Genomic DNA, 21,876 nt, shown 5'->3' on the forward strand with positions numbered 1-21,876 from the left:
CTCTCTCAAGGAGGCAACCGCATGTTGAATCGGCGACAGTTCCTGCACGCAACCGGCGCTGGCGTGCTGCTTGCAGCGTCCAGACCCGCATGGGCACTCACCCCCGCGGTAAACGTGGACGACATGCTGCGGGCACAGTGGGCGCAGATCGAACGTGGCACCGGAGGCCGGCTGGGCATCTGCCTGCTCGACAGCGCCACCGGCAAGCGCCTCGGGCAGCGCGAGGACGAGCGCTTTCCAATGTGCAGCACCTTCAAATTTGTATTGGCTGCCGCGGTGCTGCGGCGGGTGGACCAGGGCAAGCTGACGCTGGCGCAGCAGGTCAGGATCCGTGCCTCCGACATGCTGGAGCATGCCCCGGTGACCGAACGCCATGTCGGCGGTTCGCTCAGTGTTGGCGAGCTCTGTCGGGCCACGATGATTTATAGCGACAACCCGGCCGCCAATCTGCTGTTCCCGCTGGTCGGCGAACCGGCCGGTGTGACTGCGTTCCTGCGCGGTATCGGCGATGCCCAGACCCGCACCGACCGCTACGAGCCGCAGATGAACCGGTTCGCCGACGACGACCCCCGCGACACCACCACGCCTGCGGCAATGGCCGCCACGCTGCGCACGCTGCTGCTTGGCGACGCGCTGCATCCAGCCTCGCGCAAGCAGCTGACCGACTGGATGATCGACAACCGCACCGGCGACGATTGCCTGCGTGCGGGGCTCACGGCCGGCTGGAAGATCGGCGACAAGACTGGCAGCAACGGCACCGACACGCGCAACGACATCGCCATCCTCTGGCCACCGAAGGGAAGCGCGCCCCTGTTGCTGACCACGTACTTGAACGGTGCCAAGGTCGACGACGCGGCACGCGATGCGGCGTTGAAGGCGGTGGCGGTCGCGGTGCGCGAGAGCATCGCGGCGTGAGTGCAAGGCTCCGGTGTCTCACGCGCGTCATTCGCGCATGAGTTCACGACGTGCTTTCTGTTTCTTCAACCCTTCAAGGTCCAATCGTGCAAATCAGGTCGTGTCATGGGTGGATGGCAGTTGCGCTGCTGCTTGTGCATGGGCTCGCACCGGCGCGCGCCTGGCAGCCAGCGCCTGGTCAGGTCGAAATACCGCTTTGGCCGCGCGCGGTGCCTGATGCGGTGCGCCACCCGAAGCCCGAATCGGTGGGCACCGGCGAGGGGCGTTACCCATGGACCAAGCTCAGCGATGTCAGCCGCCCGACGATGACGGTATACAAGCCCAAGGCTCACAACACCGGCGCGGCGGTGCTGGTGTTTCCCGGCGGTGGTTATCAAGTCCTGGCCATGGATCTGGAAGGGACCGAAATCTGCGACTGGCTGACCGCGCGCGGTATCACCTGTGTGCTGTTGAAATACCGTGTACCGAACTCGGGGCCGACCTGGGTCAACGACCGCCGCTATTATCCGAAGGTGCAAACAGCCCTGCAGGATGCCCAACGAGCGTTGGGGATGGTGCGCGCGCGGGCGGACCAGTTGGCCGTGGATCCGCACAAGATCGGTGTGCTCGGCTTTTCTGCCGGTGGTCACCTGGTGGCCGCGATCAGTACGCATTTTGCAGCGCGCACGTATCTGCCGGTGGATGCCGCCGATCGCGTGAGCTGTCGCCCGGATTTCGCCATTGCCGTGTATCCGGGCCATTTGTGGGCGCACGAGGACGAGGATGACGACACCCGCGATCCCACCCATCTGGACCTGCGTCCGGACATTCGCGTCGTCGCCGATACCCCGCCGACCTTCCTGTTGCAGGCGCAGGACGATCACGTGGACGGCGTTTCGCAGGTGCTGGCCTACTACGTCGCGCTCAACCAGGCGGACGTGCCGGTGGAAATGCATGTGTACGCCCAGGGTGGCCATGCCTTCGGTCTGCGCGCCAAGGGGCTGCCGATCGCGCAGTGGCCGCAGTTGGTGGAAACCTGGTTGCACACGATCGGCGTGCTTGATGCGACTGGCGCGCGCTGAGTGTGACTGTGCGCAAGCCTGCTGATCAGGCATCCCCATGTGTACGCAGCGCATACCGCGCTGCAAGACTTGGGACGGCCATCAAAAACCGAGCGAACAGTCGCCAGGAGGGTCTGAGGCAGCGCGCTTAAAACTGCGGTGTAAGAGTGGGAGATTCCGCGTCGAGTATCGGCCGCGCCCATCCGGCGGTGAGCGCTGTGGTCTTGTTAGCCACGCTTAGCCGAGTGCGCCGATCGAGACAGGCATGTCCTGCTGCAATCGCGCCGGCCCACCCATGGCCGGGTCGCTGACGCTGTCTGCACCGGTTTCGATGCGCCCGGCCAGATGCTGGGCCGCGCTGTCGTGGCGCACCCATAGGTCGTACCAGCCGCCGGTTGCTGCCGCCTTCCAGCGCCGCTGCACGGTGGTGTCGGGTGCAAGACTCAGGCGCTCGCGCGGCTGTGCGGCGGTATATGCACCTGGCTGCAGCTCAATCTGCACGGCAGTGTTGCCGCTATGACGTAGCGATAGCAGCACGCAAGTGCAATCGTTCGGATCCTGCGCGATCTCGGCCAGCAGCGGCGCTGCATCGAGGTCGCCGCGGTAATGGCGATGGAAGCCGTTGGGACCGAGCAGCCACAGATCGTAGCGGCCGTCGTAGGTGGTCCACGTGCCGTCCACGATGGCGTCGCTTCCCACTGTGTAGCGGCGTGGAATTGCCGCTAGATCGAAGCGGTCGTAGACATGCAGCACCGCCGCCGCGCCCGCATTGGACATGCGGAGCTTAACTTCGCCGCGCTCGGTCAGGTGGGCCAGCTCCACGCTGGGACGATATGGCAGCCCACGCGAGCGGCGCACGCCGAACGGTTGTTCGGGCGGCTGCAACGTGGCCGGCAACGGCGGCAGTGCGTGTTCGCGCAAAGCGGCCGCGCGCGTAGCGGTTGCACCGACATCCGGCAGCGCGGCGACGAACGCGCGCGTATCGGCCTGGCGGAAATCGAAGGCATTGGTCAAATCGCCGCACACTGCACGCCGCCAGGGCGTGATTTCCGGCGCGGGCACGCCGAAGCGGCGTTCGAGCAGGCGCAGCACCGAGGTGTGGTCGTACACCTGCGAATCCACCCAGCCGCCGCGGCTCCATGGCGAGACCACATACATCGGCACGCGCGGGCCAAGCCCATAGGGCCGCCCGCGTAGCTCGGGAAGATCCACGTTCTGCTCGCCCGGCGCCGGGTGGCGGTGATAGTCATCGTCGGTGGCCAGCGTCGATGCGCCGGCAAACCCGCCCGTTGCGTGTGCATCCGGCGACGGCGGTGCGGGCGGCGGCAGATGGTCGAAGAAGCCGTCGTTCTCGTCGAACATCACCAGCAAGGCGGTGCGACTCCACACCGCCGGATCGGCAGTGAGCGCATCCAGCACGCGTGCGGTGTAGGCCGCGCCCTGGGCGGGGCTGGACGGATCCGGATGCTCGCTGCCGGCCGCGTCGGCAATGATGTAGCTCACTGCAGGCAGGCGCCCGCCCAGTACGTCCTGGCGCAACTGCGCGAGACCGCGCGTGCTCACGCCACGCGCGCGCAATTGCGGATCATGTCCGGGCGCGGCGCTGTACGCCTGTCGAAATGCCGCAAAGCCGGCCAGCGGGTTGTCGGTGAAGTTGTCTGCCATGTCCTGATAGATCTGCCAGGACACACCGGCGTTCTGCAGGGCTTGCACGTAGGTGCCCCAACGATACGGCTCGGCAAAGCCGCCCAGTTCCGCAAAGTTGTCGTGCGAATTGCCGATCACCGGGCCGCCTGCGCGCGCCTGCGGATCGTTGCCGCCGGTCCACAGGAACACGCGATTGGAATTGGTGCCGGTCTGGATCGCAGCGTGGTACGCATCGCAGATGGTGAAGGCGTCGGCCAGCGCGTACTGAAACGGAATGTCCGCGCGCGTGTAATAGCCCAGTGCATGATTGTGCTTGGCGGCAGCCCAGTGCCCGAGCCGTCCATGGTCCCAGGCCTGTTGTGCATCCGGCCAGCTATGCGGGGTGCCCTTGACACGCATGAAGCCGAACTGCGCGGCCGTGTCCAACGCGAATGGCGTCAACCACTGGCGGCCGTCCTCGCTGGGTTGCAGCCACACCGTGCGCGCCGGTGCGCCCGGCAAGGGGGGCGCAGGGATCGGGAAACGGTCGCCGAAACCCCGCACGCCGGGCAGCGCGCCGAAGTAATGATCGAACGCGCGGTTTTCCTGCATCAGGATCACCACATGCCGAAGGTCCTCCAGCGTGCCGCTGCGCCGGTCCGGCGCGATGGCTGCGGCGCGCGCGATGCTGGGCAGCAACGCGGCCGCGCCGCTGGTGAGGCCGGCTTGCAGCAGGCGGCGTCGGGGCAGATCGATCATGTGGGCTCATCGCATCGGAAGGACTGCCCGCGCCGGTGCCTGGTGCGGGCATCGCATAGCATGGCAGTTCGCCGTTACAGGTCCAGCGTCAGGGTCAGGCCGACGGTGCGCGGGGCGGCAATGAAGGCACTGTCGCTACCGTCCACACCTTCCAGATAGCGCTTGTCGGTGAGGTTGCTGACGTTGAGCGCGAGCTGCAGGCCTTTGAGCTGCGAGGTCAGTTGCGAAAGTTCCACACCCAGATTGGCATCGAAGGTGGTCACGCCATCGAGTGCGGCGCGGTTGGATGCGTCTAGGTAGCGCTTGCCCAGGTAGCGTCCGGACACACCGAAGCGCCATGCCTGGCCGCGCCAGTCGGCCGACACCACCAGCGTATTGCGCGGTTGGCCGATCACCTGCGCACCGGGCGTGATCTCCAAGGCGGTATCGCGCGCGGCATCGCCGCTGCCGAGATAATCGGCCTTGTTGTAGGTGTAGGCGCCATTGATGCGCCAGCCGTTGTCCCAGCCGTAGCCCAGCGCTGCTTCCACGCCGCGCGCATGCACACCGCCGAAGTTTTCGTACACGCCATCGGTTTCGCCCAGGTAGTCGATACCGGTGACGAAGTTGGCCGGCACGTACACGATGCGGTTGTCGAAGCGGATGTCGTACAGCGTGACGCTGCCGGTCAACGGCCAGCGGCTGACACGCAGGCCGAGTTCGATGTTGTCGGCGGTTTCCGGTTTCACCCGACTCAGCGCCACCGGGTCGGTTTCGCCCAGCACGCCGGACGCAATCGCGGCGAAGTTCTGCGAGTAGCCGGCAAAGGCCTCCAGGCCCTGCACCGGTGTGGTCCAGGTCAGGCCGGCCGACAGCAGCGGGTCGGACCGCGAATCCGATTGCACATGCTGCGCATCGCCGATGCGGCGGTCGCGGGTCTGGTCGACAAAGAACTGCTTGACGCCCACGCGCCATGCGAATGCGCCGTAACGCATCACGTCTTCGACGTAATACATCTGCTCGTCGGTCTGGTAGTTGTCCTTGAACTGCACCCAGTACGGCTGATGATCGAAGCTGATGTTGGTGCCGACGTTGAGCAGGCGGTGCCAGTCGCGGGTGACGCTGCGTTCAACGCGTTCCAGCCAGGCACCGGCACGCACGGTGTTGTCGATGGCGTCGAGATCGGTGCGCCATTCCACATCGGCCATCGCGCCGGCGCGGTGATTGTCGTAGTGGCTATGTCGATACGATTGCACCGGCATCGAACCGGCCGGATAGCAGGCCGGATTGGATTCGGCCGGCACCGCGTCGCTGCCGGCGCAACCGGCCAGCATGGCGGCAGCCGCGCCCCCGGGGGTGAGGTAATACAGTTTGCCCAGATCGCTGCCGCCATACACGGTATTGCCGCCACGCGCTTCGGATTCGGGTGCGCCGGCGCCATCGTTGCTGACATCCACCAGATACGGCGGAATCCAGTCGCCGCGCCCCTGCATGCGGTGCGCATAGCCGGTCAGCGTGGTCTTGAAACCATTGCCGCCATCCAAGGCGCCACGCAGGTAGCCGAACGTATTCTTGCGCAAGGCACGCGAGCCGGAGCGGTAGTTCTGGTCCAGGTACGGAATGCCGGTGAGCGTGCCGGTCAACAGGTCGTGCTCCGGGTCGCGCGCGAATTGCTCCGGGGTCACGCTGGTGTATTCGGATTCGTCGGCATCGTCGTAGGATGCGTATCCGCTGAGCGTCCACTGATTCAGCACGCTGACGAATTTGCCGGCCAGGTGATCGCGGCTGGTGTGCCCGCTGCCGTCGATCCAGTCGTCATTGCGTGCCGACGAGCCACTGACCCAGGCACGCGTATTGCCGCCGATTAGGCCGGTGTCGTAGCGCGCGTAGTACTTGCGCGCCTGGTTATCGCCAATGCCGCCGATCACGCGCACACGCTGCGTTTCCAGCGGTTCGCTGGTGAGGTAATTCAAGGTGCCGCCCAGGGCTTCGTTGGAGCGCGAGGCGATGTCGGCGGTGCCCTGGCTCACTTCCACCGTTTCCAGATCCGGCATGTCGATAAAGCGATTGGCCTTGGAGCCACCGCCGTACGCCGAGCCGCCATTGGGTACGCCGTCGATGGTGGTGCCGATCTGCTGCGTATCGCGATTGCTGACGAAGCCGCGCATGCTGATCTGCGTGCCCCAATCTGAGGAGCCAAAGGCATCGGCTTCGGTCACCACCACGCCGGGCAGTTCGTTGAGCGCATCGTTGACGCTGCCGAGCACGAACTGGCGGTCCAGCATTTCCTTGCTGACGGTGGTCTTGGAATAGGTCATTGCCTGGCCGACCACCTGCACCTGATCCAGCGTCGATACTTGCTCGTCGGTGACGGCCGGGTCAGACGTTGCGCCGTCGGGAACCTGCTGTGCATAAGCCGGTAGGGTGAGCGGAACCAGCAGTAACGCCAGCGTGGCAGGACGGCGCACGCGCAAGGAGGACATCGAATCCATTGAAATCCACAGCGGGGGAGGGGGTCTGGAAAGACTGTCGCGCTTGCGTTGCGTGATCATGACCGCGCTACAGGCGAGGTCGCGATCACGCGCCGGATGTATGCAACCTCATGGCCAGAGCGAAGACTTGGTTAGCTTGGTTAGCGGCGTTCGGATGCTTCCAGCCGAGCTGACGAGATCTTGGGCCAAGCGGGATGTGGGCTGGTCAACGGGCTGGGTCAAACGCGGAGTCGGTCGATAGCGCGATGCCTCACCGCTTCTGGACACGCCGTGAGCCCATCCCTTGGGGACTCGATGGCGGCATCCATGCCGCCAACGGTCCCGCAATTGGCGAGGCCACCGCACCAGGCAGCGAGCGAAGTTTCGAGATCCAGCACAACCGCGCTGGCCGCAGTGGCAGGTGTGCAGTCCGCTGATCGAATTGTTCGACCATCCTAAAGCCAGCGCGAGAGAGCACGGTCAGCGTTACTTGGTTCGCGGTGGCGTTTCGGTCTGCTGTGTTTCCGGCATCAACTCCAGTGCCGACGGCGTGGTGCGCAGCATCGGGCGGAAGGCGATCGGATGGGGGCGGCGGCGGGTGAAGCGCAGCAGCCGCGACAACGTGAAGCCCGCCAGGGCCAACAACATCACCGCGAAATACACCGGCAACGCGGCCGGGCCGAACTTCTGCATCGCGCCGCCGGCCAATGCAGGGCCGATCGCCGCACCCACGCCATGCACCAGCAACAAGCTGCTGCTGCCGGAAAGCAGGTCTTCGCGCGGCAGGTAATCGAGCATGTGCGCCACCGCGAACGGGTACAGCGAAAACGCCAACCCGCCATAGACGAAGAACAGCACGAACAGCACGGTGGTCTGTGTCTGCACCATCGGCAACGCGGCAGCGATCGCGATGCCGGCGGCCAGCAAGCTCACGGTCACCAGGCCGATGCGGCGGTCATGCCCGTCGCTGATGCGCCCGATCGGCCACTGCAGCACCGCACCGCCCACGATGGCGGTGAGCATGAACATCGCCACGCCGTCGGAATTCAGCCCGATGCGGTTGGCATATACCGGCAGCAAGCCCCAGAACGCACCCATCGCCAGGCCGGAAAGGCCGGCGCCAATCGTGGCCACCGGCGCCAGGGCATACAGCGTGACCAACCGCAGGCGCGATACATGCGGCACCTCGGGCGGGATCAGCCGCGTGGTCATCACCGGCATCACCGCTGCACAGAACAGGATCGCCGTCAGCGTGAACATCGCCGGTGCGCCTGCATCGCCGATGGTGAGCAGGACCTGGCCCAGTGCCAGCGCCGACAGATTGATCGCCATGTAGACCGAAAACACCCGGCTACGCCGGCGTGCGTCGGGCTCGGCGTTGAGCCAGCTTTCGATCACGGTGTACAGGCCGACCAACGCCGCGCCAGTCACCAGGCGCAGCACGCCCCAGCCCCAGGCGTTCAACCAGATCGGATGCAGCAACACCGCAATGGCTGCCAGCGCCGCATAAAACGCAAACGCGCGGATATGCCCGATGCGGCGAATCAGCGGCGGTGCGAAGAAGGTGCCCAGAAAGAAGCCGGCGAAGTAGCCGGACATGATCAACCCCAATGCCCGCGCATCGAAGCCGGCCTGATCGCCACGCACGGCGAGCAGCGTGCCGAGCAACCCGCTACCGGTGAGTAGCAGGGCAACGCCCAGCAGTAAGGCAGTCAACCGCAACATGGATGCGGCCCTCGTGGGGGAAAAGGCGCGTCGATCACGTGTTCGAGTGTAACAGCCTGGTCGGTGCGGCTCGATCGGCGCCGTTGGCGCGTGCGCGGTTTTCGGCGATTGTGCGTGAGGATGTGATTGCCGCAGGTGGTGTTTTGCGATTGCTCGTGCGTTGCTTGGATACGCAACCCATGCATGTGTCGATCGCATGGCGTGCACGCAGAGGTGTTGTGCGCTGCGCTCGCCCCACGCTGCCGCCAGCCACGCCTGCGCGCAGGGTGGGGCGGCATTGCGTCGGTGCGCGCAGCCCATCGGCGTGTGCGGGGCGTCGAAGCGGCCACTGCACATTGCCGCCGTCGCCTGGCGCCGGCCAAGTAGACGCATCACCGGCTGCCTGCTGCCCGTCGCAGGCGGCGCGCTGCCCTTGCCTGCCCGCATGCGTCTAGAATTTGCGCCCCTTGCAACGTCTTCAGCTGATCCCTGCCATGCCCATCTACGGTTTCCAGTGCACTACCTGCGGCCACGCATTCGACCGCCTGCAGAAAATGGCCGACCCCGATCCGCAAACCTGCCCGGCCTGCGCCGCTGCCACGATCAAGCGCCAGGTCACCGCGCCGTCGTTCCGCCTGTCCGGCAGCGGCTGGTACGAGACCGACTTCAAATCGGCCGGCGAGAAAAAGAAGAACCTCACCGAAAGCAGCAGCGCCGGCGGCGATGCCAAACCGGCGGCAACCGCGGAGAGCAAGCCGGCCGCCAAGCCCGCGTCCGATCCGGCATAAGTGGCCGCGGCGTGCAGGTTGCGCCGCACAGCGCGGTTGCGCGTTGCAATGACTCCACGTCGAGCACCGTGCTGCCGGCTGTGTCGCGGAGGATTGCATGGGTGCTTGCCGCCAACCCGGACGGCTGTGCCATCCCACCGCCGTTCGCCGCGGCCAGGACTGCGTTTCCCAGTAGCGCCCGGCATGCGCGGTGGACGATCTTGCTGGCCGGGCCGGTGTCGATACACCCACGTCAGCCGGGCCAAGTGCAGTCCCGGCAAACTGTGGTGAAGCATGGCGGGTAGCCGCGAGGCTGCAAGGCTCTGACGCACGCGTTGCGCGTGCGGTTTGCCGCCCTTCTATGGATCGCCCCGACTGAGGTTGACAGCCGCATCCGCCTGGATGCGTGCCGTGGTCCAGAACGCTGGCGCCGGTGTCTCGCCGACGCGCGCAGGCCTATCTCACCCAGCCAGCCTGCGCGGCCAGTGCATCAACGCGCCTCGAAACGCGCCCGGCAGCCGTCGTTGACCCACACCGTGGCGCGACGATCGTCGTAGCCCCAGGTGCGACCTTCCTCACAGCGGGTGTCCGACAGCTGGCGGGTCAGCACCGGGCGCCCGTAACGGCCATCCCAGCCGCAGGTGCGCAGGCGCCGGTCGTCGCTGGCGCAGGTGATCGCATAGCCGTTGCCGGGGCGGTCATCGCGGCCGCCATAGCCGCCGTCCCAGCCACCGCCACCTCGGGCCTGCGCGAATTCGCCCCGGCAGCCGTCGTCCACCCAGATCCGGCCGCCTTCCTGGCGCCAGTTGCGGCCTTCCACGCAGGGCGTGTTGGAAAGTTGGCGCACCAACATGGCGCGGCGCCAGCCGGTATCGCAGATGTTCTGGCGCTGATCGTTGCTCTCGCAGCGCACCGTTCCAGCGATCCCGCCAACGCCGCCGGGGCCATAGCCGCCGCCCCAGCCGCCACCGCTGCGGGCGTCGACGAAACGGCCGCGACAGCCATTGTCCACCCAGATCCGGCCGCGCTCGCTGCCCCAGTTGCGGCCTTCGATGCAGCGCGTGCCGGAGATGTTTTCCACCAGCACCGCGCGGCCGCGGAACGGCGTATCGCACTCGCGGCGGCGGTTGTCGTTGCTGGAACAGGTGATGCTGGGGCCATTCCAGCCACGCTCCTGGGCGCTGGCAGTGACGCTGGCAAATGCGCCGGTGAGGGTGATCAGGCCGAAGCCGGAGAGCAGCAGGGCAGTGCGCAGCATCGTGTCGTCCTTGGTGCAGGAGGGGCGTGGCGCCTATTCAGCCGGGCACCGACTTAAGCGCCCATGAGCGCCCGCGCATTTGCTCCTGCCGCTCGCCGGCCCCAGAATATCCGGCTTTCCGGCGCTGTCCTGCGTCGGGTTTTCAGCGGAGCTTTCGATGCGTACCCACTTCTGCGGCCTGGTCGACGAGACCTTGATCGGCCAAACCGTCACTCTCGCCGGCTGGACCGACGTGGCCCGCAACCTGGGCGGGGTGTGCTTCATCGACCTGCGCGACCACGAAGGCATCGTGCAGGTGACGGTGGAGCCGGTGGCCGGCGACGACGCCAGCGCAGAGCTGTTCAAGGTGGCCGCCAGCCTGGGCTACGAGGACGTGTTGCAGGTGGAAGGTGTGGTGCGCGCGCGTCATGCGGTCAACGACAAGCTGCGCAGCGGCAAGGTGGAAGTGATCGCCACGCGCATCAGCATCCTCAACAAGGCCGCGCCACTGCCGTTCCACGCGCACGAAAACCCGGGCGAAGAAACCCGCCTGAAGTACCGCTACCTGGACCTGCGCCGGCCGGAAATGCAGCGCATGCAGCGCACCCGCATCAAGCTGGTGCAGGCGCTGCGCCGGCATCTGGATGCGCGCGATTTCCAGGACATCGAAACCCCGATCCTGACCAAGGCCACCCCGGAAGGCGCGCGCGACTTCCTGGTGCCGGCGCGCATGCATCCGGGCGAGTTCTACGCCTTGCCGCAGAGCCCGCAGCTGTTCAAGCAGATCCTGATGGTGGCCGGCTTCGACCGTTACTACCAGATCGCGCGCTGCTTCCGCGACGAAGCGCTGCGTGCCGACCGCCAGCTGGAATTCACCCAGCTCGACATGGAATTCGCCTTCGTGCGCGAGCGCGACGTGCAGGATTTCGTCGAAGACATGATCCGCGCCATTTTCAAGGAAGTGGTGGATGTCGACCTGGCGGCGCAGTTCCCGCGCATGACCTGGGCCGAGGCGATGCGCCGCTTTGGGTCGGACAAGCCGGACCTGCGTATCGCGCTGGAACTGGTCGACGTGGCCGAGCTGGTCAAGGCCAGCCAATTCCCGGTGTTCACCGCTGCCGCCGACGATGCCGATGGCCGCGTTGCCGCGCTGCGCATTCCCGGTGGCGCCAGCCTGTCGCGCAAGCAGATCGACGAATACGCAGCGCACGCCGCCAAATACGGCGCCAAGGGCCTGGCCTACATCAAGCTGTCGGAGACCGGCGAGGTCAGTTCGCCGATCGCCAAGTTCTTCAGCGAAGAATCCTTCGCCGCGCTGCTCAAGCATGTCGGCGCCGGCAATGGCGACATCGTGTTCTTCGGTGCCGGCGGCTACACCAAGGTGTCCGACTTCATGGGCGCGCTGCGCCTGAAGGCCGGCAAGGACTTCAACCTGGTCGCCGACGGCTGGGCGCCGCTGTGGGTCACCGACTTCCCGATGTTCGAATGGGACGAGGAGGCGCAGCGTTACGTCGCGTTGCATCACCCCTTCACCGCACCGGCGGTGGACGATATTGCCGACCTGCGCGCCAACGCCCGCACCGCGGTCTCGCGCGGTTACGACATGGTGCTCAACGGCAACGAAATCGGCGGCGGCTCGATCCGTATCCACCGCCCGGACATGCAGAGCGCCGTGTTCGAACTGCTCGGCATCGGCGCCGAAGAAGCGCGCGCCAAGTTCGGCTTCCTGCTGGACGCGTTGAACTACGGCGCGCCGCCGCATGGCGGCATTGCCTTCGGTATCGACCGCATCGCCGCGCTGATGGCCGGTACCGAGTCCATCCGCGACGTGATCCCGTTCCCCAAGACCACCGGCGCGCAGGATCTGATGACCGACGCCCCGTCGCCGATCGCTGCCGACCAGCTCGCCGAAGTGCACGTGCAGGTGCGCCCGAAGCAGGTCTGACCCGTCATCGCACACACGGCCACGCCCATTGCGTGGCCGTGCTGTTCATGCGCAGCGGGCAGCTGGCGCAAGGCGTTGCTGGCCGATCTGCGCTGCACGCAACGCGCGTATCGAACAACTGCATGCGCAGCGTGGCGTGCGTAACTAACTGCCAAGCAATCGCGCACCGCGATTTTCCGTCACCCTGAGTGCTTGTCAGCAACTGCACCCAAGCTCTAGCGGGTGACGCAGCGCGTTTTTTGCATGCCGCTCCGATACGCGCGGCAATTCCAACGCACGCGGCAACCAGGCCTCTGGGTGGTAAGACCACCAGCCGAGCAGAAGCATCTGGTGCCCGACTCGCAGGGCGCTCGCCCATTCCCCATTCCCGATTCCCCACTTGCAGCAACGCCGCAGCATGCGAGAAGCTGCCGCGTCGACTTGCCAGAGGGGCCCGCATGACCCGCATTCGCCGCGCCACGCCGGACGATGCCGAAGCGCTGTCGCTTCTGGCCGCGCAGACCTTTACCGAAACCTTCGGGCATCTGTATCCGGAAGAGGACCTGCGCGGTTTTCTGGAAGAGACCTATGCCGTGGAGCGCGCGCGCGCCGTGCTGTCGCATCCGGATTACGCGATCTGGCTGCTGGAGATGGACAACCTGCTGGTCGGCCATGCGGCCGCCGGCCCCTGCGGGCTGCCGCACGATCAGGTGCGTCCCGGCGATGGGGAGCTGAAGCGGTTGTATCTGCTGAAGGACTATCAGAACAGCGGCTGGGGCAGCCGATTGTTCGAAACTGCGCTGCAATGGTTGGAGCGCGACGGCCCACGCACGTTGTGGATCGGCGTGTGGTCGGAGAATTTCGGCGCGCAGCGCTTCTACGCCCGCTATGGTTTCGAAAAGGTGGGCGAATACGATTTTCCGGTGGGCAAGATCGTCGACCGCGAATACATCCTGCGGCGGGAACCGAGCCCGTCGCCGCACTGAACGTCCTTCGGATGCCGTCTCCGCCTGCCGTGCCCACGCGCGTGGCTGCATCAGCAGACGCCAGTAGCGGAACGCTGGCCGATGTCCTGCTGGTGCACGGCATCTGGAATTCCCCGCTTTGGTTGCTGCCACTGGCGCGTCGGTTGCGGCAGGGCGGGTATCGACCGGCGCTGTTCGGCTACGCCAGCGTCCTGGGTGGCCCGGCGCAGGCAGTGCCGCAGTTGATCGCCCGCTTGCGCGCGACCGGCGTGCAGGCGCTGGTGTGCCATAGCCTTGGCGGCTTGATCGCCGCGCAGGCCTTGCGTAGTGCGCCTGATCTGCCGGTGCGACGGGTGGTCTGCCTGGGCAGCCCGTTGGCCGGCAGTAGTGTGGCGCGTGGGCTGGCCAGACGCGGCCTGCCACGGGCGATGGGGCGCAGCGCCGACTTGCTGCAACAGGGCCTGGGGTGCTGGGACGGCGCGGCCGAGATCGGCCAGGTGGCCGGCTGCGTGCCGCGCGGACTGGGGCGCTGGTTGGCCCCGCTCGGCGAGGTGTCGGACGGAACCGTGAGCCTGGCCGAAACGCAGCTGCCGGGCCTGCGTGACCACTGCGTGGTCCGCGCCAGCCATAGTGGTCTGCTGCTGTCGCCTGCCGCCGCGCGGCAGACCTTGGCTTTCTTGGATACGGGGCGGTTTCAGCGCTGAGGCCGCCACCGCGTAAGGTGGCGGCAATCAGTCTGTGCGCGGTCTTCAGCGAGCTTGGACACGTCCAAATCTGCTTAGGATCCAGTCGGTCGAGCGCGCAACTCATGCTCGGCTATCCAAGCCATCTGACTAACTGATGAAGCGAAAGGAGCTGCCATCGGCGCATGACGCCACTCTTGCGGCCTCTCGCGTAGCGGCATTCGTCGGGGTGCGCCAGCGCCGCTGTATCCGATAGGCTGGGCCAGCGCTGCGGCTGGCGTAGTGGCGTGTTTTAGATCGCGCCGCAGCGGCTGGGGCGTCAGGTCCCCACTCAGTGGATTGGCGCGTGGCCGGAAACCTCGGCGACCTGTGCTGCTAAGCGCTCAATGGAGTCGTGCAGCTCAACGGCAATCCGCATGACCGTAGCTGCGTGCTGCTGCGCAAGGCTTTCATGGACGCTTGAGCGTCGAAGTAGCTTGATGGGGCATGTCCATGCAGGCGCCGGCAGTTCGGCGTTCGGTGGCCGCGCACACGTTGCGTGGGCCAGTGTAATCGCCTGAAAAGCCGCGGGGCGTACCGTTGCTTCCTGCCAGTATTCGTGTGGATGCACGAAAAAACGGCAATGGAACCAGCGGCACGCCCCTCGGTGTCATCTAACTGGACTAATTAGTTGGGCTGTACTTCCCAGGTTTGGTTGGGATTGCCCAGGCATTCCCACATCTGCACACGAGCGCCGTTGGTCGCGCCACCCGCCGAGTCGTCCAGGCACTTGTTGTTGAGATCACTGCGGATCTGCCCGCGGATACGCCAGGCTTGCGCCGCACTTCCATTGCACGTCGCCATCCGTATGGTATTGCCGTTCGCGCCCGTGGTGCCGCTCGCCTCAAGGCAGTTGCCGCCGTAGCCGATGATCGAGCCGTTCTTGCCCAGTGTCCACTTCTGGAACTTGTTGCCCAAGCAGTCATACAGCTGCACTGCAGTGCCGCTATTCACGCCTCCAGCCATCACGTCTAGGCATCGCCCGCTGGACACCTGGATCGCTCCGGTGGTGGGATTGAAATTCCAGCGCTGGTTTGCGCCACCAAGGTTGTCCCAGGTCTGCAGGCGCGCACCGTTGGCAGAGCTTCCGTTGGTCACGTCCAGGACCTTGCCGCCCGTGGCGATGATGGCGGCCGAGCGGAAGTTCCAGCGTTGGTTTGCAGAGTTCATAGTTTGGTAGAGCTGGATGCTGGCGCCGTTGTTGCTATTTACCCCGGCGATATCCAGCACCTTGTCGGTGCCATTGCTGCGCAGCGAACGGCTGACGTTTTGCCACTGCCACTTCTGCTGCCGCATGCCATTGCATGCCCAGACCTGGGTCTGGGCGCCATTGCCGGTACTGCCGCCCACCACGTCTAAGCACTTGCCGGAAGGTCCGACGATTTGCCCAGGAGAACTGGAGTCATCGAACGGCACGACAGTTGCGCGGAACTGGGTGATGTTGGGAACGGTGAAAATGAAGGCAGTTGCATTGTCGGCTTGGCCGATCACGCCGCAGGCCTGGCCGTAACAAGACATGCTGGCGGGAGTCGAATAGATGTTCACTTCACGCTGGCCATTGATGCCATAGGCCATGACGGTGTGGAAGCTGCCCACATCGCTGCGATGGCCGAAGTTGTAACCCGTCTCGTTTCCGGTTTCCCGCTGGTGCTGCGATCCGAGCAGATGTCCGAGCTCGTGTCCAAGCGTGGTCGAAGGGCAGTAGTAACTGCCGTCGACACCATCGGAAACAATCGCGTACGCATAACGAGAGTCTGTCTGGCCGTTGACCCAGGCGACGCCACAGTTGCCCTGGCTGGTAGCGTCAAAGCGGCGGACCAGACCCACCAGGTCGGCGCCATAGTTCTCGCGAATCTGGCGAATCGGGCGGAAGGCGTCGTTATAGGCCGTTACCCAGGTGAGCTCGTCCAGCGCTTGGGAATTGTCGCTGTTGTTGACGTAGCCGACTTCGATGGTGCCGACCAAGCGATAGCGCGCCTGCACGTTCGCATTGGCAAACGCCTGGTTGGCGACTTCGACCAGATTGGTCAGAACGGTCTCGATGGCCGCTTCGCCACCTCGATACGTCTTGTACTCTGGGGTATAGCCGAGCACGACGTCGATGGTATTGGTCGAGGTCGTACCCGCAGCAGCATTCACCTGATTCAAGCTGGTGAAGTTCGGGACGATGCCGGTGGAAGGTAGGGACGCCAGCGATGAAGCGTTAGCGGTCGGTGGGACCTGCTTGGCGTCGTGGCGCCTGCTGGGGGCAGCCGAGCGAAGGGCTACTTCCGCAGCAGCCATCACATAGGGCTGTCCGTTGACGGTGGAGATTCGATAAACCTGGCCGCCGCTGCTGCCGAGCGAGCCGAAGACCGCATTCTTGCCGAACGTGATGACCGACTCTTCGCCGACCTGCGCGCCGGGCAAGCGGCCAACCCAGGTCCAATTGCCGTTCTTGCCCTCGGTATGACGGACATAATCCATCTCCAGGCGGGTGCCATCCGGCGCGACGACCGTCATTTTGCCTTCGATCGCGGCCCGCAGCGCGTAGCTTTCGCTGATGCGCGCAGGGTAGAGAGCGAAGGGACCTTCCTTGGTCGGGGTCGCATGTTCGACGTAGGAGACCAGGGTGCCTTGGTCCGGGGCGTCGAAATAGCTCGATGCTGCCGCAGCAAGCTTCGCTGGCGTGTGCTGAGATGTTTTCGAGGGGCCATGGCGCGCTGCGCCGGCGGCGGTGGGTATAGCAGCCGCAGATGCATGATCCCACGCGTGACTTCCAAGCCAGGCACCTGCCGCGACGGCGACGCAGGATGCCAGGACGATTCCCTTTTTATACATGTAACGATTCCCCTTGCTGGCTGCATGACCCGCTTTGCTTCCACTCTTTCGCCAACCGCTGATTTGGCCTCGGCGGGATCCGGAGTTAGTGCTCGCTGGTTTTTGAGCGGTTGTGTGATTGAATTACTTCGCTTCCTGCCGATCCCGCGCGCCCTCTCAGGGCGACCGGAGCGATTGGGCCGAAGAAGGCGCCGTCGATGCACGCAAGCGCAAAGACAGCCATCTTGCTTAGCGGCTATGGATGAGCTTTCTTAAAAGGACAAACGGACGGTGAAACAAAATTGTGACATCAATCAAATAAAACACAATTCTAACAACTAGCCTGCGGCAGCGCGGCCGAGGCCGCATTGCAGGATGGTGGCGGTGAACGCTGGGCACGCGGCCGTGCCCGCAAGATGTCGGACGGGGTAAGGTCGACGGGGAATGTGCTCCGGGGATGTGATGTGGGAGCTGATGCCGTTCTGGCGAGCTTTCGGGTATGGCCATGGCCGAGCGAGGGCGCAGTGCGATTGAGCTGGTCCACGCCAGCACTCTTGAACAACATCCGGTCGCAAGCTCGTGCACGTGGCGGCTACGTTGACGTCTACTGGCGTGGCTATGGGCTGCGACCACCGGGACGCGCCAGGCGCTGGCCTTACTGGCTAGTCGCGGTTCCAGCAAGGCGACCGCCGCCACGTAATAGGGCGGCATCAGGTAAAATCCGCGCCCTGTCATTGAAGCCAGTCTGGAACCACCCATGGGTAGAGGTCCCTCGATCGAAGGCCGCAAGAACGCCTCCGACGCCAAGCGCGGCAAGATGTTTACCAAGATCATCCGCGAGATCAGCGTGGCGGCCCGCGCCGGCGGCGGCGACCCGTCCAATAATCCGCGTCTGCGGACGGCCATGGACAAGGGCCTGTCGTCGAACATGTCCAAGGACGTGATGGAGCGCGCCATCAAGAAGTCCACCGGCGAGCTGGAAGGGGTGGAATACGAAGAAGTGCGCTACGAGGGCTACGCGCCCGGCGGCGTGGCGGTGATCGTGGACTGCCTGACCGACAACCGCGTGCGCACCGTGGCCGACGTGCGCCATGCCTTCAGCAAATGCGGCGGCAACATGGGCACCGAGGGCTCGGTGGCCTTCATGTTCAAGCGCCTGGGCGTGCTGAGCTTCGCCGCCGGCATCGATGAGGACACCCTCACCGATGCCGCCATCGAAGCCGGCGCCGACGATGTGGTGGTGTACCCGGAAGACGGCGCCATCGATGTGCTGACCGCCCCGGACGCCTTCGCCCAGGTCAGGGACGCCCTGGTCGCTGCCGGGCTGGAACCGGCGCACGCCGAAATCACCTTCCGCGCCGACAACGACATCGCCGTGGACGGCGAGACCGCCGTGCAGGTCCGCAAGCTGCTGGACATGCTCGAAGACCTGGACGACGTACAGGACGTGTATTCGAACGTCGATCAAGCGGCGCTTGGCGCGTAAATGAAGATGGGGATGGCGGGATTGGGCATTCGGGATTCGCAACAGCGAAGCGACCGCTGCATTGTGTGCGTTGCGCCAATCCCCAATCCCCAATCCCCAATCCCGGCTTCCAGATGACCCGCATCCTGGGCATCGATCCCGGTTCGCAGCGCACCGGCATCGGCATCATCGATATCGACGAGGGCGGTCGCAGCCGGCATGTGCACCACGCGCCGCTGATGCTGCTGGGGGAGGGTGATTTCTCCCAGCGGCTCAAGCGGCTGCTGCAGGGGCTGGGCGAGCTGATCGAGACCTACCGGCCGGATGAGGTGGCGATCGAAAGGGTGTTCATGGGCAAGAGCGCCGCTTCGGCGCTCAAGCTCGGCCACGCGCGCGGCGCGGCGATCTGCGCGGTGGTCATGCGCGACCTGCCGGTGCACGAGTACGCTGCCACCGAAGTCAAGCTGGCGTTGGTCGGCAAGGGCGGCGCGGACAAGGTGCAGGTCCAGCACATGGTCGGCATCATGCTCAACCTGAAAGGCAAGCTGCAGCCCGACGCCGCCGACGCATTGGCGGTCGCCATCACTCACGCCCACGTGCGCGCCACCGCGCAACGCCTGGGCGTCAATACCCAACAGGCCTGGAGCCGCAAGAAATGATAATCGGGATTCGGGATTTGGGATTGGGGATTCGCAACCGCGAGTCCGCGCGCGCTGTGCCGCTTCGTCGGGCTGGGACCGTTGTTGACGGCAGCGAGGGTTCTTGCCAATCCCCAATCTCGAATCCCCAATCCCGGCACCACAACGGCGGTGCCCAATGATCGGCCGTCTGCGCGGGATCCTGGCCTACAAGCAGCCGCCGTGGCTGGTGATCGACGTGGGTGGGGTGGGGTATGAGCTGGAGGCGCCGATGAGCACCTTCTACGATCTGCCCGATGTCGGTCGCGACGTGATCCTGTTCACCCATTACGCGCAGAAGGAAGACAGCGTCGCGCTGTACGGTTTCCTGCGCGAAGGCGAGCGGCGGTTGTTCCGCGATGTGCAGAAGGTCACCGGTATCGGCGCCAAGATTGCGCTGGCGGTGTTGTCCGGGGTCAGCGTGGACGAGTTCGCCCGCCTGATCACCAGTGGCGACATCACCGCGCTGACGCGCATTCCCGGCATCGGCAAGAAGACCGCCGAGCGCATGGTGGTGGAACTGCGCGACCGCGCGGCCGATTTCAGCAGCGGCGCCCCGATCACCGGCCAGTTGGGGCCCGACGCCGTTTCCGAAGCCACCGTGGCCTTGCAACAGCTGGGCTACAAGCCGGCCGAGGCCGCCCGCATGGCGCGCGACGCCGGTGCAGAAGGCGACGAGGTCGCCACGGTCATCCGCAAGGCACTGCAAGCCGCGCTGCGCTGAGCGCGGCCACGAACCATCGCCTGGCCGCAAAGCGGGCGCGGCCGGCACTCGGCATCGACAGGGGCGGCCCGTACACTGCGCATCCTTGCCCGCGGCCAGCCCGTACCTTGGGTGTCTGTGACGTCAGTGCAGGCACCTTCGACAGGTGCTGGCTCCCTCATCATCTTCACGCTGTCTGGCGAAAACTGCCCACCTCATGTCCCACACCCCCAAATCAGCCGGCTCCAGCCACGCGCCCGCCAACAGCCAGACCGCCCTGGTCATCGGCGCGATCGGCGTCGTCTTCGGCGATATCGGTACCAGCCCGCTGTATACGCTCAAGGAAGCGTTTTCGCCGCACTACGGGCTGACCCCGGACCACGACACCGTGCTGGGCATCCTGTCGCTGGTGTTCTGGGCGCTGATGCTGGTGGTCACGCTCAAGTACGTCACCGTGATCATGCGCGCCGACAACGACGGCGAGGGCGGCATCATGGCGCTGACCGCGTTGGCGCAACGCACCCTGCCGGGCGGTTCGCGCTCGATGTACGTGGTCGGCATCCTCGGCATCTTCGGTGCCTCGCTGTTCTTTGGCGACGGCGTCATCACCCCGGCGATTTCGGTGCTGTCGGCGGTGGAGGGCCTGGAGGTGGCTGCGCCCAGGCTGGAGCCGTTCGTGGTGCCGATCACCTTGGTGGTGCTGGGCATGCTGTTCCTGGCGCAGCGCTTCGGTACCGAACGTGTCGGCAAGGCATTCGGGCCGATCACGCTGCTCTGGTTCTTCGCGTTGGGCGCGATCGGCGTCTACAACATGGCCCGCGCACCGGAAGTGCTGCATGCGCTGAATCCGTGGTGGGGCGTGCGCTTCTTCGCGCAACACAACTGGCATGCGGTGTTCGTGCTGGGCGCAGTGGTGCTGGCGGTGACCGGTGGCGAAGCGCTGTACGCGGACATGGGCCATTTCGGCGCCAAGGCGATCCGCCGCTCGTGGCAGTTCGTGGTCCTGCCGATGCTGACCTTGACCTACCTGGGGCAGGGCGCGCTGATGCTGCGCAACCCGGCCGCGGTCAGCAACCCGTTCTACGAGGCGGTGCCCGAGTGGGCGCTGTACCCCATGATCGTGCTCGCCACTGCAGCCACGGTGATCGCCTCGCAGGCGCTGATCACCGGCGCCTATTCGGTGGCCAGCCAGGCCATGCAGCTCGGCTACATCCCGCGCATGCACATTCGCCATACCTCGCACTCCACCATCGGCCAGATCTATGTGCCGGCGGTGAACTGGTGCCTGCTGGCGCTGGTGGCGGTGGCCGTGATCGGTTTCGGCGACTCGGCCTCGTTGGCCACCGCGTACGGCGTTTCGGTGACCGGCACCATGCTGATCACCACCGTGTTGATGATCATCTACGCGCGTGCCAACCCGCGCGTGCCGGCGCCGCTGCTGTGGTTGTTCGCGCTGGTGTTCCTGGCGGTGGACTGCGCGTTCTTCTACGCCAACATCATCAAGTTCCTGGACGGCGCCTGGTTCCCGTTGTTGCTGGGCCTGATCCTGTTCACCCTGATGCGTACCTGGCGCCGCGGCCGCAAGCTGCTGCACGACGAGATCCGCAAGGACGGTATCAAGCTGGACACCTTCCTGCCCGGGTTGATGCTGGCGCCGCCGGTGCGCGTGCCCGGCACGGCCGTGTTCCTGACCGCCGACCCGATGGTGGTGCCGCACGCGCTGATGCATAACCTCAAGCACAACAAGGTGCTGCACGAGCGCAACGTGTTCCTGACCGTGGAAACCCTGCAGGTGCCGTACGCGGCCGCCGGGAAACGGCTCAAGATCGACGCGATCGGCGACGAGTTCTACCGCGTGCATGTGCGCTTCGGTTTCATGGAGACCCCGGACGTGCCGCTGGCGCTGATGCGCTCCTGCGATCAGGGCGGGATCTATTTCGATCCGATGGACACCACCTATTTCGCCAGCCGCGAAACCATCGTGGCCAGCGCCAATCGCGGCATGCCGATCTGGCGCGACAAGCTGTTCGCCCTGATGCATCGCAATGCCGCCCCGGCCACCGGATTCTTCCGCATCCCCGGTAACCGCCTGGTGGAGTTGGGCGCGCAAGTGGAGATCTGAG

The 21,876-nt window shown here is 65.5% G+C and carries 15 protein-coding genes; 10 read left to right on the top strand and 5 right to left on the bottom strand.

All coding sequences use genetic code 11. The features are described 5' to 3' along the window. Positions 1 to 21 precede the first annotated feature (21 nt). Entirely contained in the window at positions 22 to 915 is an 894-nt protein-coding gene (gene bla / locus AC1POX_RS06335; RefSeq protein ID WP_011348285.1) for a class A beta-lactamase, read from the top strand. 113 nt (positions 916 to 1,028) lie between these two features. Then, positions 1,029 to 1,976: an alpha/beta hydrolase gene (locus tag AC1POX_RS06340; protein WP_057681844.1), complete on the top strand. Its 948-nt coding sequence runs from the start codon at positions 1,029 to 1,031 to the stop codon at positions 1,974 to 1,976. Between the two features lie 216 nt (positions 1,977 to 2,192). Here AC1POX_RS06340 and AC1POX_RS06345 read toward each other — a convergent pair whose 3' ends face one another. The 3 genes from AC1POX_RS06345 to AC1POX_RS06355 form a co-directional block, all read right to left on the bottom strand. Then, the gene (locus tag AC1POX_RS06345) at positions 2,193 to 4,340 is read right to left on the bottom strand and encodes a phosphocholine-specific phospholipase C (protein ID WP_372164187.1); all 2,148 of its coding nucleotides are present in this window, start codon (positions 4,338 to 4,340) and stop codon (positions 2,193 to 2,195) included. Between the two features lie 74 nt (positions 4,341 to 4,414). Next, complete coding sequence (locus AC1POX_RS06350) at positions 4,415 to 6,871, bottom strand: TonB-dependent receptor domain-containing protein (RefSeq protein ID WP_372356880.1); 2,457 nt, start codon at positions 6,869 to 6,871, stop codon at positions 4,415 to 4,417. Positions 6,872 to 7,276: 405 nt separating this feature from the next. Then, on the bottom strand, positions 7,277 to 8,515 hold the full coding sequence (locus AC1POX_RS06355) for an MFS transporter (protein ID WP_372356881.1): 1,239 nt from the start codon (positions 8,513 to 8,515) through the stop codon (positions 7,277 to 7,279). Between the two features lie 473 nt (positions 8,516 to 8,988). Here AC1POX_RS06355 and AC1POX_RS06360 point away from each other — a divergent pair, with 473 nt between their 5' ends. Continuing rightward, the gene (locus tag AC1POX_RS06360; protein ID WP_008578079.1) at positions 8,989 to 9,282 is read left to right on the top strand and encodes an FmdB family zinc ribbon protein; all 294 of its coding nucleotides are present in this window, start codon (positions 8,989 to 8,991) and stop codon (positions 9,280 to 9,282) included. A gap of 469 nt (positions 9,283 to 9,751) precedes the next feature. On the opposite strand, the gene AC1POX_RS06365 is transcribed toward AC1POX_RS06360, so the two are convergent. Then, the gene (locus tag AC1POX_RS06365) at positions 9,752 to 10,519 is read right to left on the bottom strand and encodes a DUF3011 domain-containing protein (RefSeq protein WP_338339719.1); all 768 of its coding nucleotides are present in this window, start codon (positions 10,517 to 10,519) and stop codon (positions 9,752 to 9,754) included. 157 nt (positions 10,520 to 10,676) lie between these two features. On the opposite strand from AC1POX_RS06365, the gene aspS reads away from it, so the two are divergent. The 3 genes from aspS (at position 10,677) to AC1POX_RS06380 (ending at position 14,091) form a co-directional block, all read left to right on the top strand. After that, the gene (gene aspS / locus AC1POX_RS06370) at positions 10,677 to 12,443 is read left to right on the top strand and encodes an aspartate--tRNA ligase (RefSeq protein ID WP_008578077.1); all 1,767 of its coding nucleotides are present in this window, start codon (positions 10,677 to 10,679) and stop codon (positions 12,441 to 12,443) included. Positions 12,444 to 12,880: 437 nt separating this feature from the next. Further along, complete coding sequence (locus AC1POX_RS06375; protein WP_277573620.1) at positions 12,881 to 13,408, top strand: GNAT family N-acetyltransferase; 528 nt, start codon at positions 12,881 to 12,883, stop codon at positions 13,406 to 13,408. Between the two features lie 11 nt (positions 13,409 to 13,419). Further along, positions 13,420 to 14,091, top strand: a complete 672-nt coding sequence (locus AC1POX_RS06380) for an esterase/lipase family protein (RefSeq protein ID WP_031423779.1) — start codon at positions 13,420 to 13,422, stop codon at positions 14,089 to 14,091. Positions 14,092 to 14,736: 645 nt separating this feature from the next. Here AC1POX_RS06380 and AC1POX_RS06385 read toward each other — a convergent pair. Continuing rightward, a complete protein-coding gene (locus AC1POX_RS06385) occupies positions 14,737 to 16,929 on the bottom strand; it encodes a ricin-type beta-trefoil lectin domain protein (protein WP_277573619.1) in 2,193 nt (730 codons plus the stop codon). A gap of 736 nt (positions 16,930 to 17,665) precedes the next feature. Between AC1POX_RS06385 and AC1POX_RS06390 the strand changes: the two genes are divergently transcribed. The 4 genes from AC1POX_RS06390 to AC1POX_RS06405 all read left to right on the top strand — a co-directional run bounded on the left by AC1POX_RS06390 (position 17,666) and on the right by AC1POX_RS06405 (position 21,875). Further along, positions 17,666 to 18,394, top strand: a complete 729-nt coding sequence (locus tag AC1POX_RS06390; protein WP_008578072.1) for a YebC/PmpR family DNA-binding transcriptional regulator — start codon at positions 17,666 to 17,668, stop codon at positions 18,392 to 18,394. Positions 18,395 to 18,507: 113 nt separating this feature from the next. Next, the gene (ruvC, locus tag AC1POX_RS06395; RefSeq protein WP_057680643.1) at positions 18,508 to 19,032 is read left to right on the top strand and encodes a crossover junction endodeoxyribonuclease RuvC; all 525 of its coding nucleotides are present in this window, start codon (positions 18,508 to 18,510) and stop codon (positions 19,030 to 19,032) included. A 157-nt stretch (positions 19,033 to 19,189) separates the two neighbouring features. Beyond that, a complete protein-coding gene (gene ruvA, locus AC1POX_RS06400; RefSeq protein ID WP_008578070.1) occupies positions 19,190 to 19,774 on the top strand; it encodes a Holliday junction branch migration protein RuvA in 585 nt (194 codons plus the stop codon). 196 nt (positions 19,775 to 19,970) lie between these two features. Continuing rightward, positions 19,971 to 21,875 carry a potassium transporter Kup gene (locus AC1POX_RS06405; protein ID WP_008578069.1) on the top strand — a complete coding sequence of 635 codons (1,905 nt, stop codon included), beginning with the start codon at positions 19,971 to 19,973 and terminating at the stop codon, positions 21,873 to 21,875. The last annotated feature ends 1 nt before the right edge of the window (position 21,876 follow it).

This window comes from Xanthomonas sp. NCPPB 3442, from assembly GCF_056725145.1.

Excerpts from the sequence above, each read along its gene's own strand:
- AC1POX_RS06350 (WP_372356880.1), bottom strand. The coding sequence starts at position 6,871 with ATGATCACGCAACGCAAGCGCGACAGTCTTTCCAGACCCCCTCCCCCG.
- AC1POX_RS06340 (WP_057681844.1), top strand. The coding sequence starts at position 1,029 with ATGGCAGTTGCGCTGCTGCTTGTGCATGGGCTCGCACCGGCGCGCGCC.
- AC1POX_RS06365 (WP_338339719.1), bottom strand. The coding sequence starts at position 10,519 with ATGCTGCGCACTGCCCTGCTGCTCTCCGGCTTCGGCCTGATCACCCTC.
- bla (WP_011348285.1), top strand. The coding sequence starts at position 22 with ATGTTGAATCGGCGACAGTTCCTGCACGCAACCGGCGCTGGCGTGCTG.
- AC1POX_RS06390 (WP_008578072.1), top strand. The coding sequence starts at position 17,666 with ATGGGTAGAGGTCCCTCGATCGAAGGCCGCAAGAACGCCTCCGACGCC.
- AC1POX_RS06385 (WP_277573619.1), bottom strand. The coding sequence starts at position 16,929 with ATGTATAAAAAGGGAATCGTCCTGGCATCCTGCGTCGCCGTCGCGGCA.
- AC1POX_RS06375 (WP_277573620.1), top strand. The coding sequence starts at position 12,881 with ATGACCCGCATTCGCCGCGCCACGCCGGACGATGCCGAAGCGCTGTCG.
- AC1POX_RS06380 (WP_031423779.1), top strand. The coding sequence starts at position 13,420 with ATGCCGTCTCCGCCTGCCGTGCCCACGCGCGTGGCTGCATCAGCAGAC.
- ruvA (WP_008578070.1), top strand. The coding sequence starts at position 19,190 with ATGATCGGCCGTCTGCGCGGGATCCTGGCCTACAAGCAGCCGCCGTGG.
- AC1POX_RS06360 (WP_008578079.1), top strand. The coding sequence starts at position 8,989 with ATGCCCATCTACGGTTTCCAGTGCACTACCTGCGGCCACGCATTCGAC.
- aspS (WP_008578077.1), top strand. The coding sequence starts at position 10,677 with ATGCGTACCCACTTCTGCGGCCTGGTCGACGAGACCTTGATCGGCCAA.
- ruvC (WP_057680643.1), top strand. The coding sequence starts at position 18,508 with ATGACCCGCATCCTGGGCATCGATCCCGGTTCGCAGCGCACCGGCATC.
- AC1POX_RS06355 (WP_372356881.1), bottom strand. The coding sequence starts at position 8,515 with ATGTTGCGGTTGACTGCCTTACTGCTGGGCGTTGCCCTGCTACTCACC.
- AC1POX_RS06345 (WP_372164187.1), bottom strand. The coding sequence starts at position 4,340 with ATGATCGATCTGCCCCGACGCCGCCTGCTGCAAGCCGGCCTCACCAGC.
- AC1POX_RS06405 (WP_008578069.1), top strand. The coding sequence starts at position 19,971 with ATGTCCCACACCCCCAAATCAGCCGGCTCCAGCCACGCGCCCGCCAAC.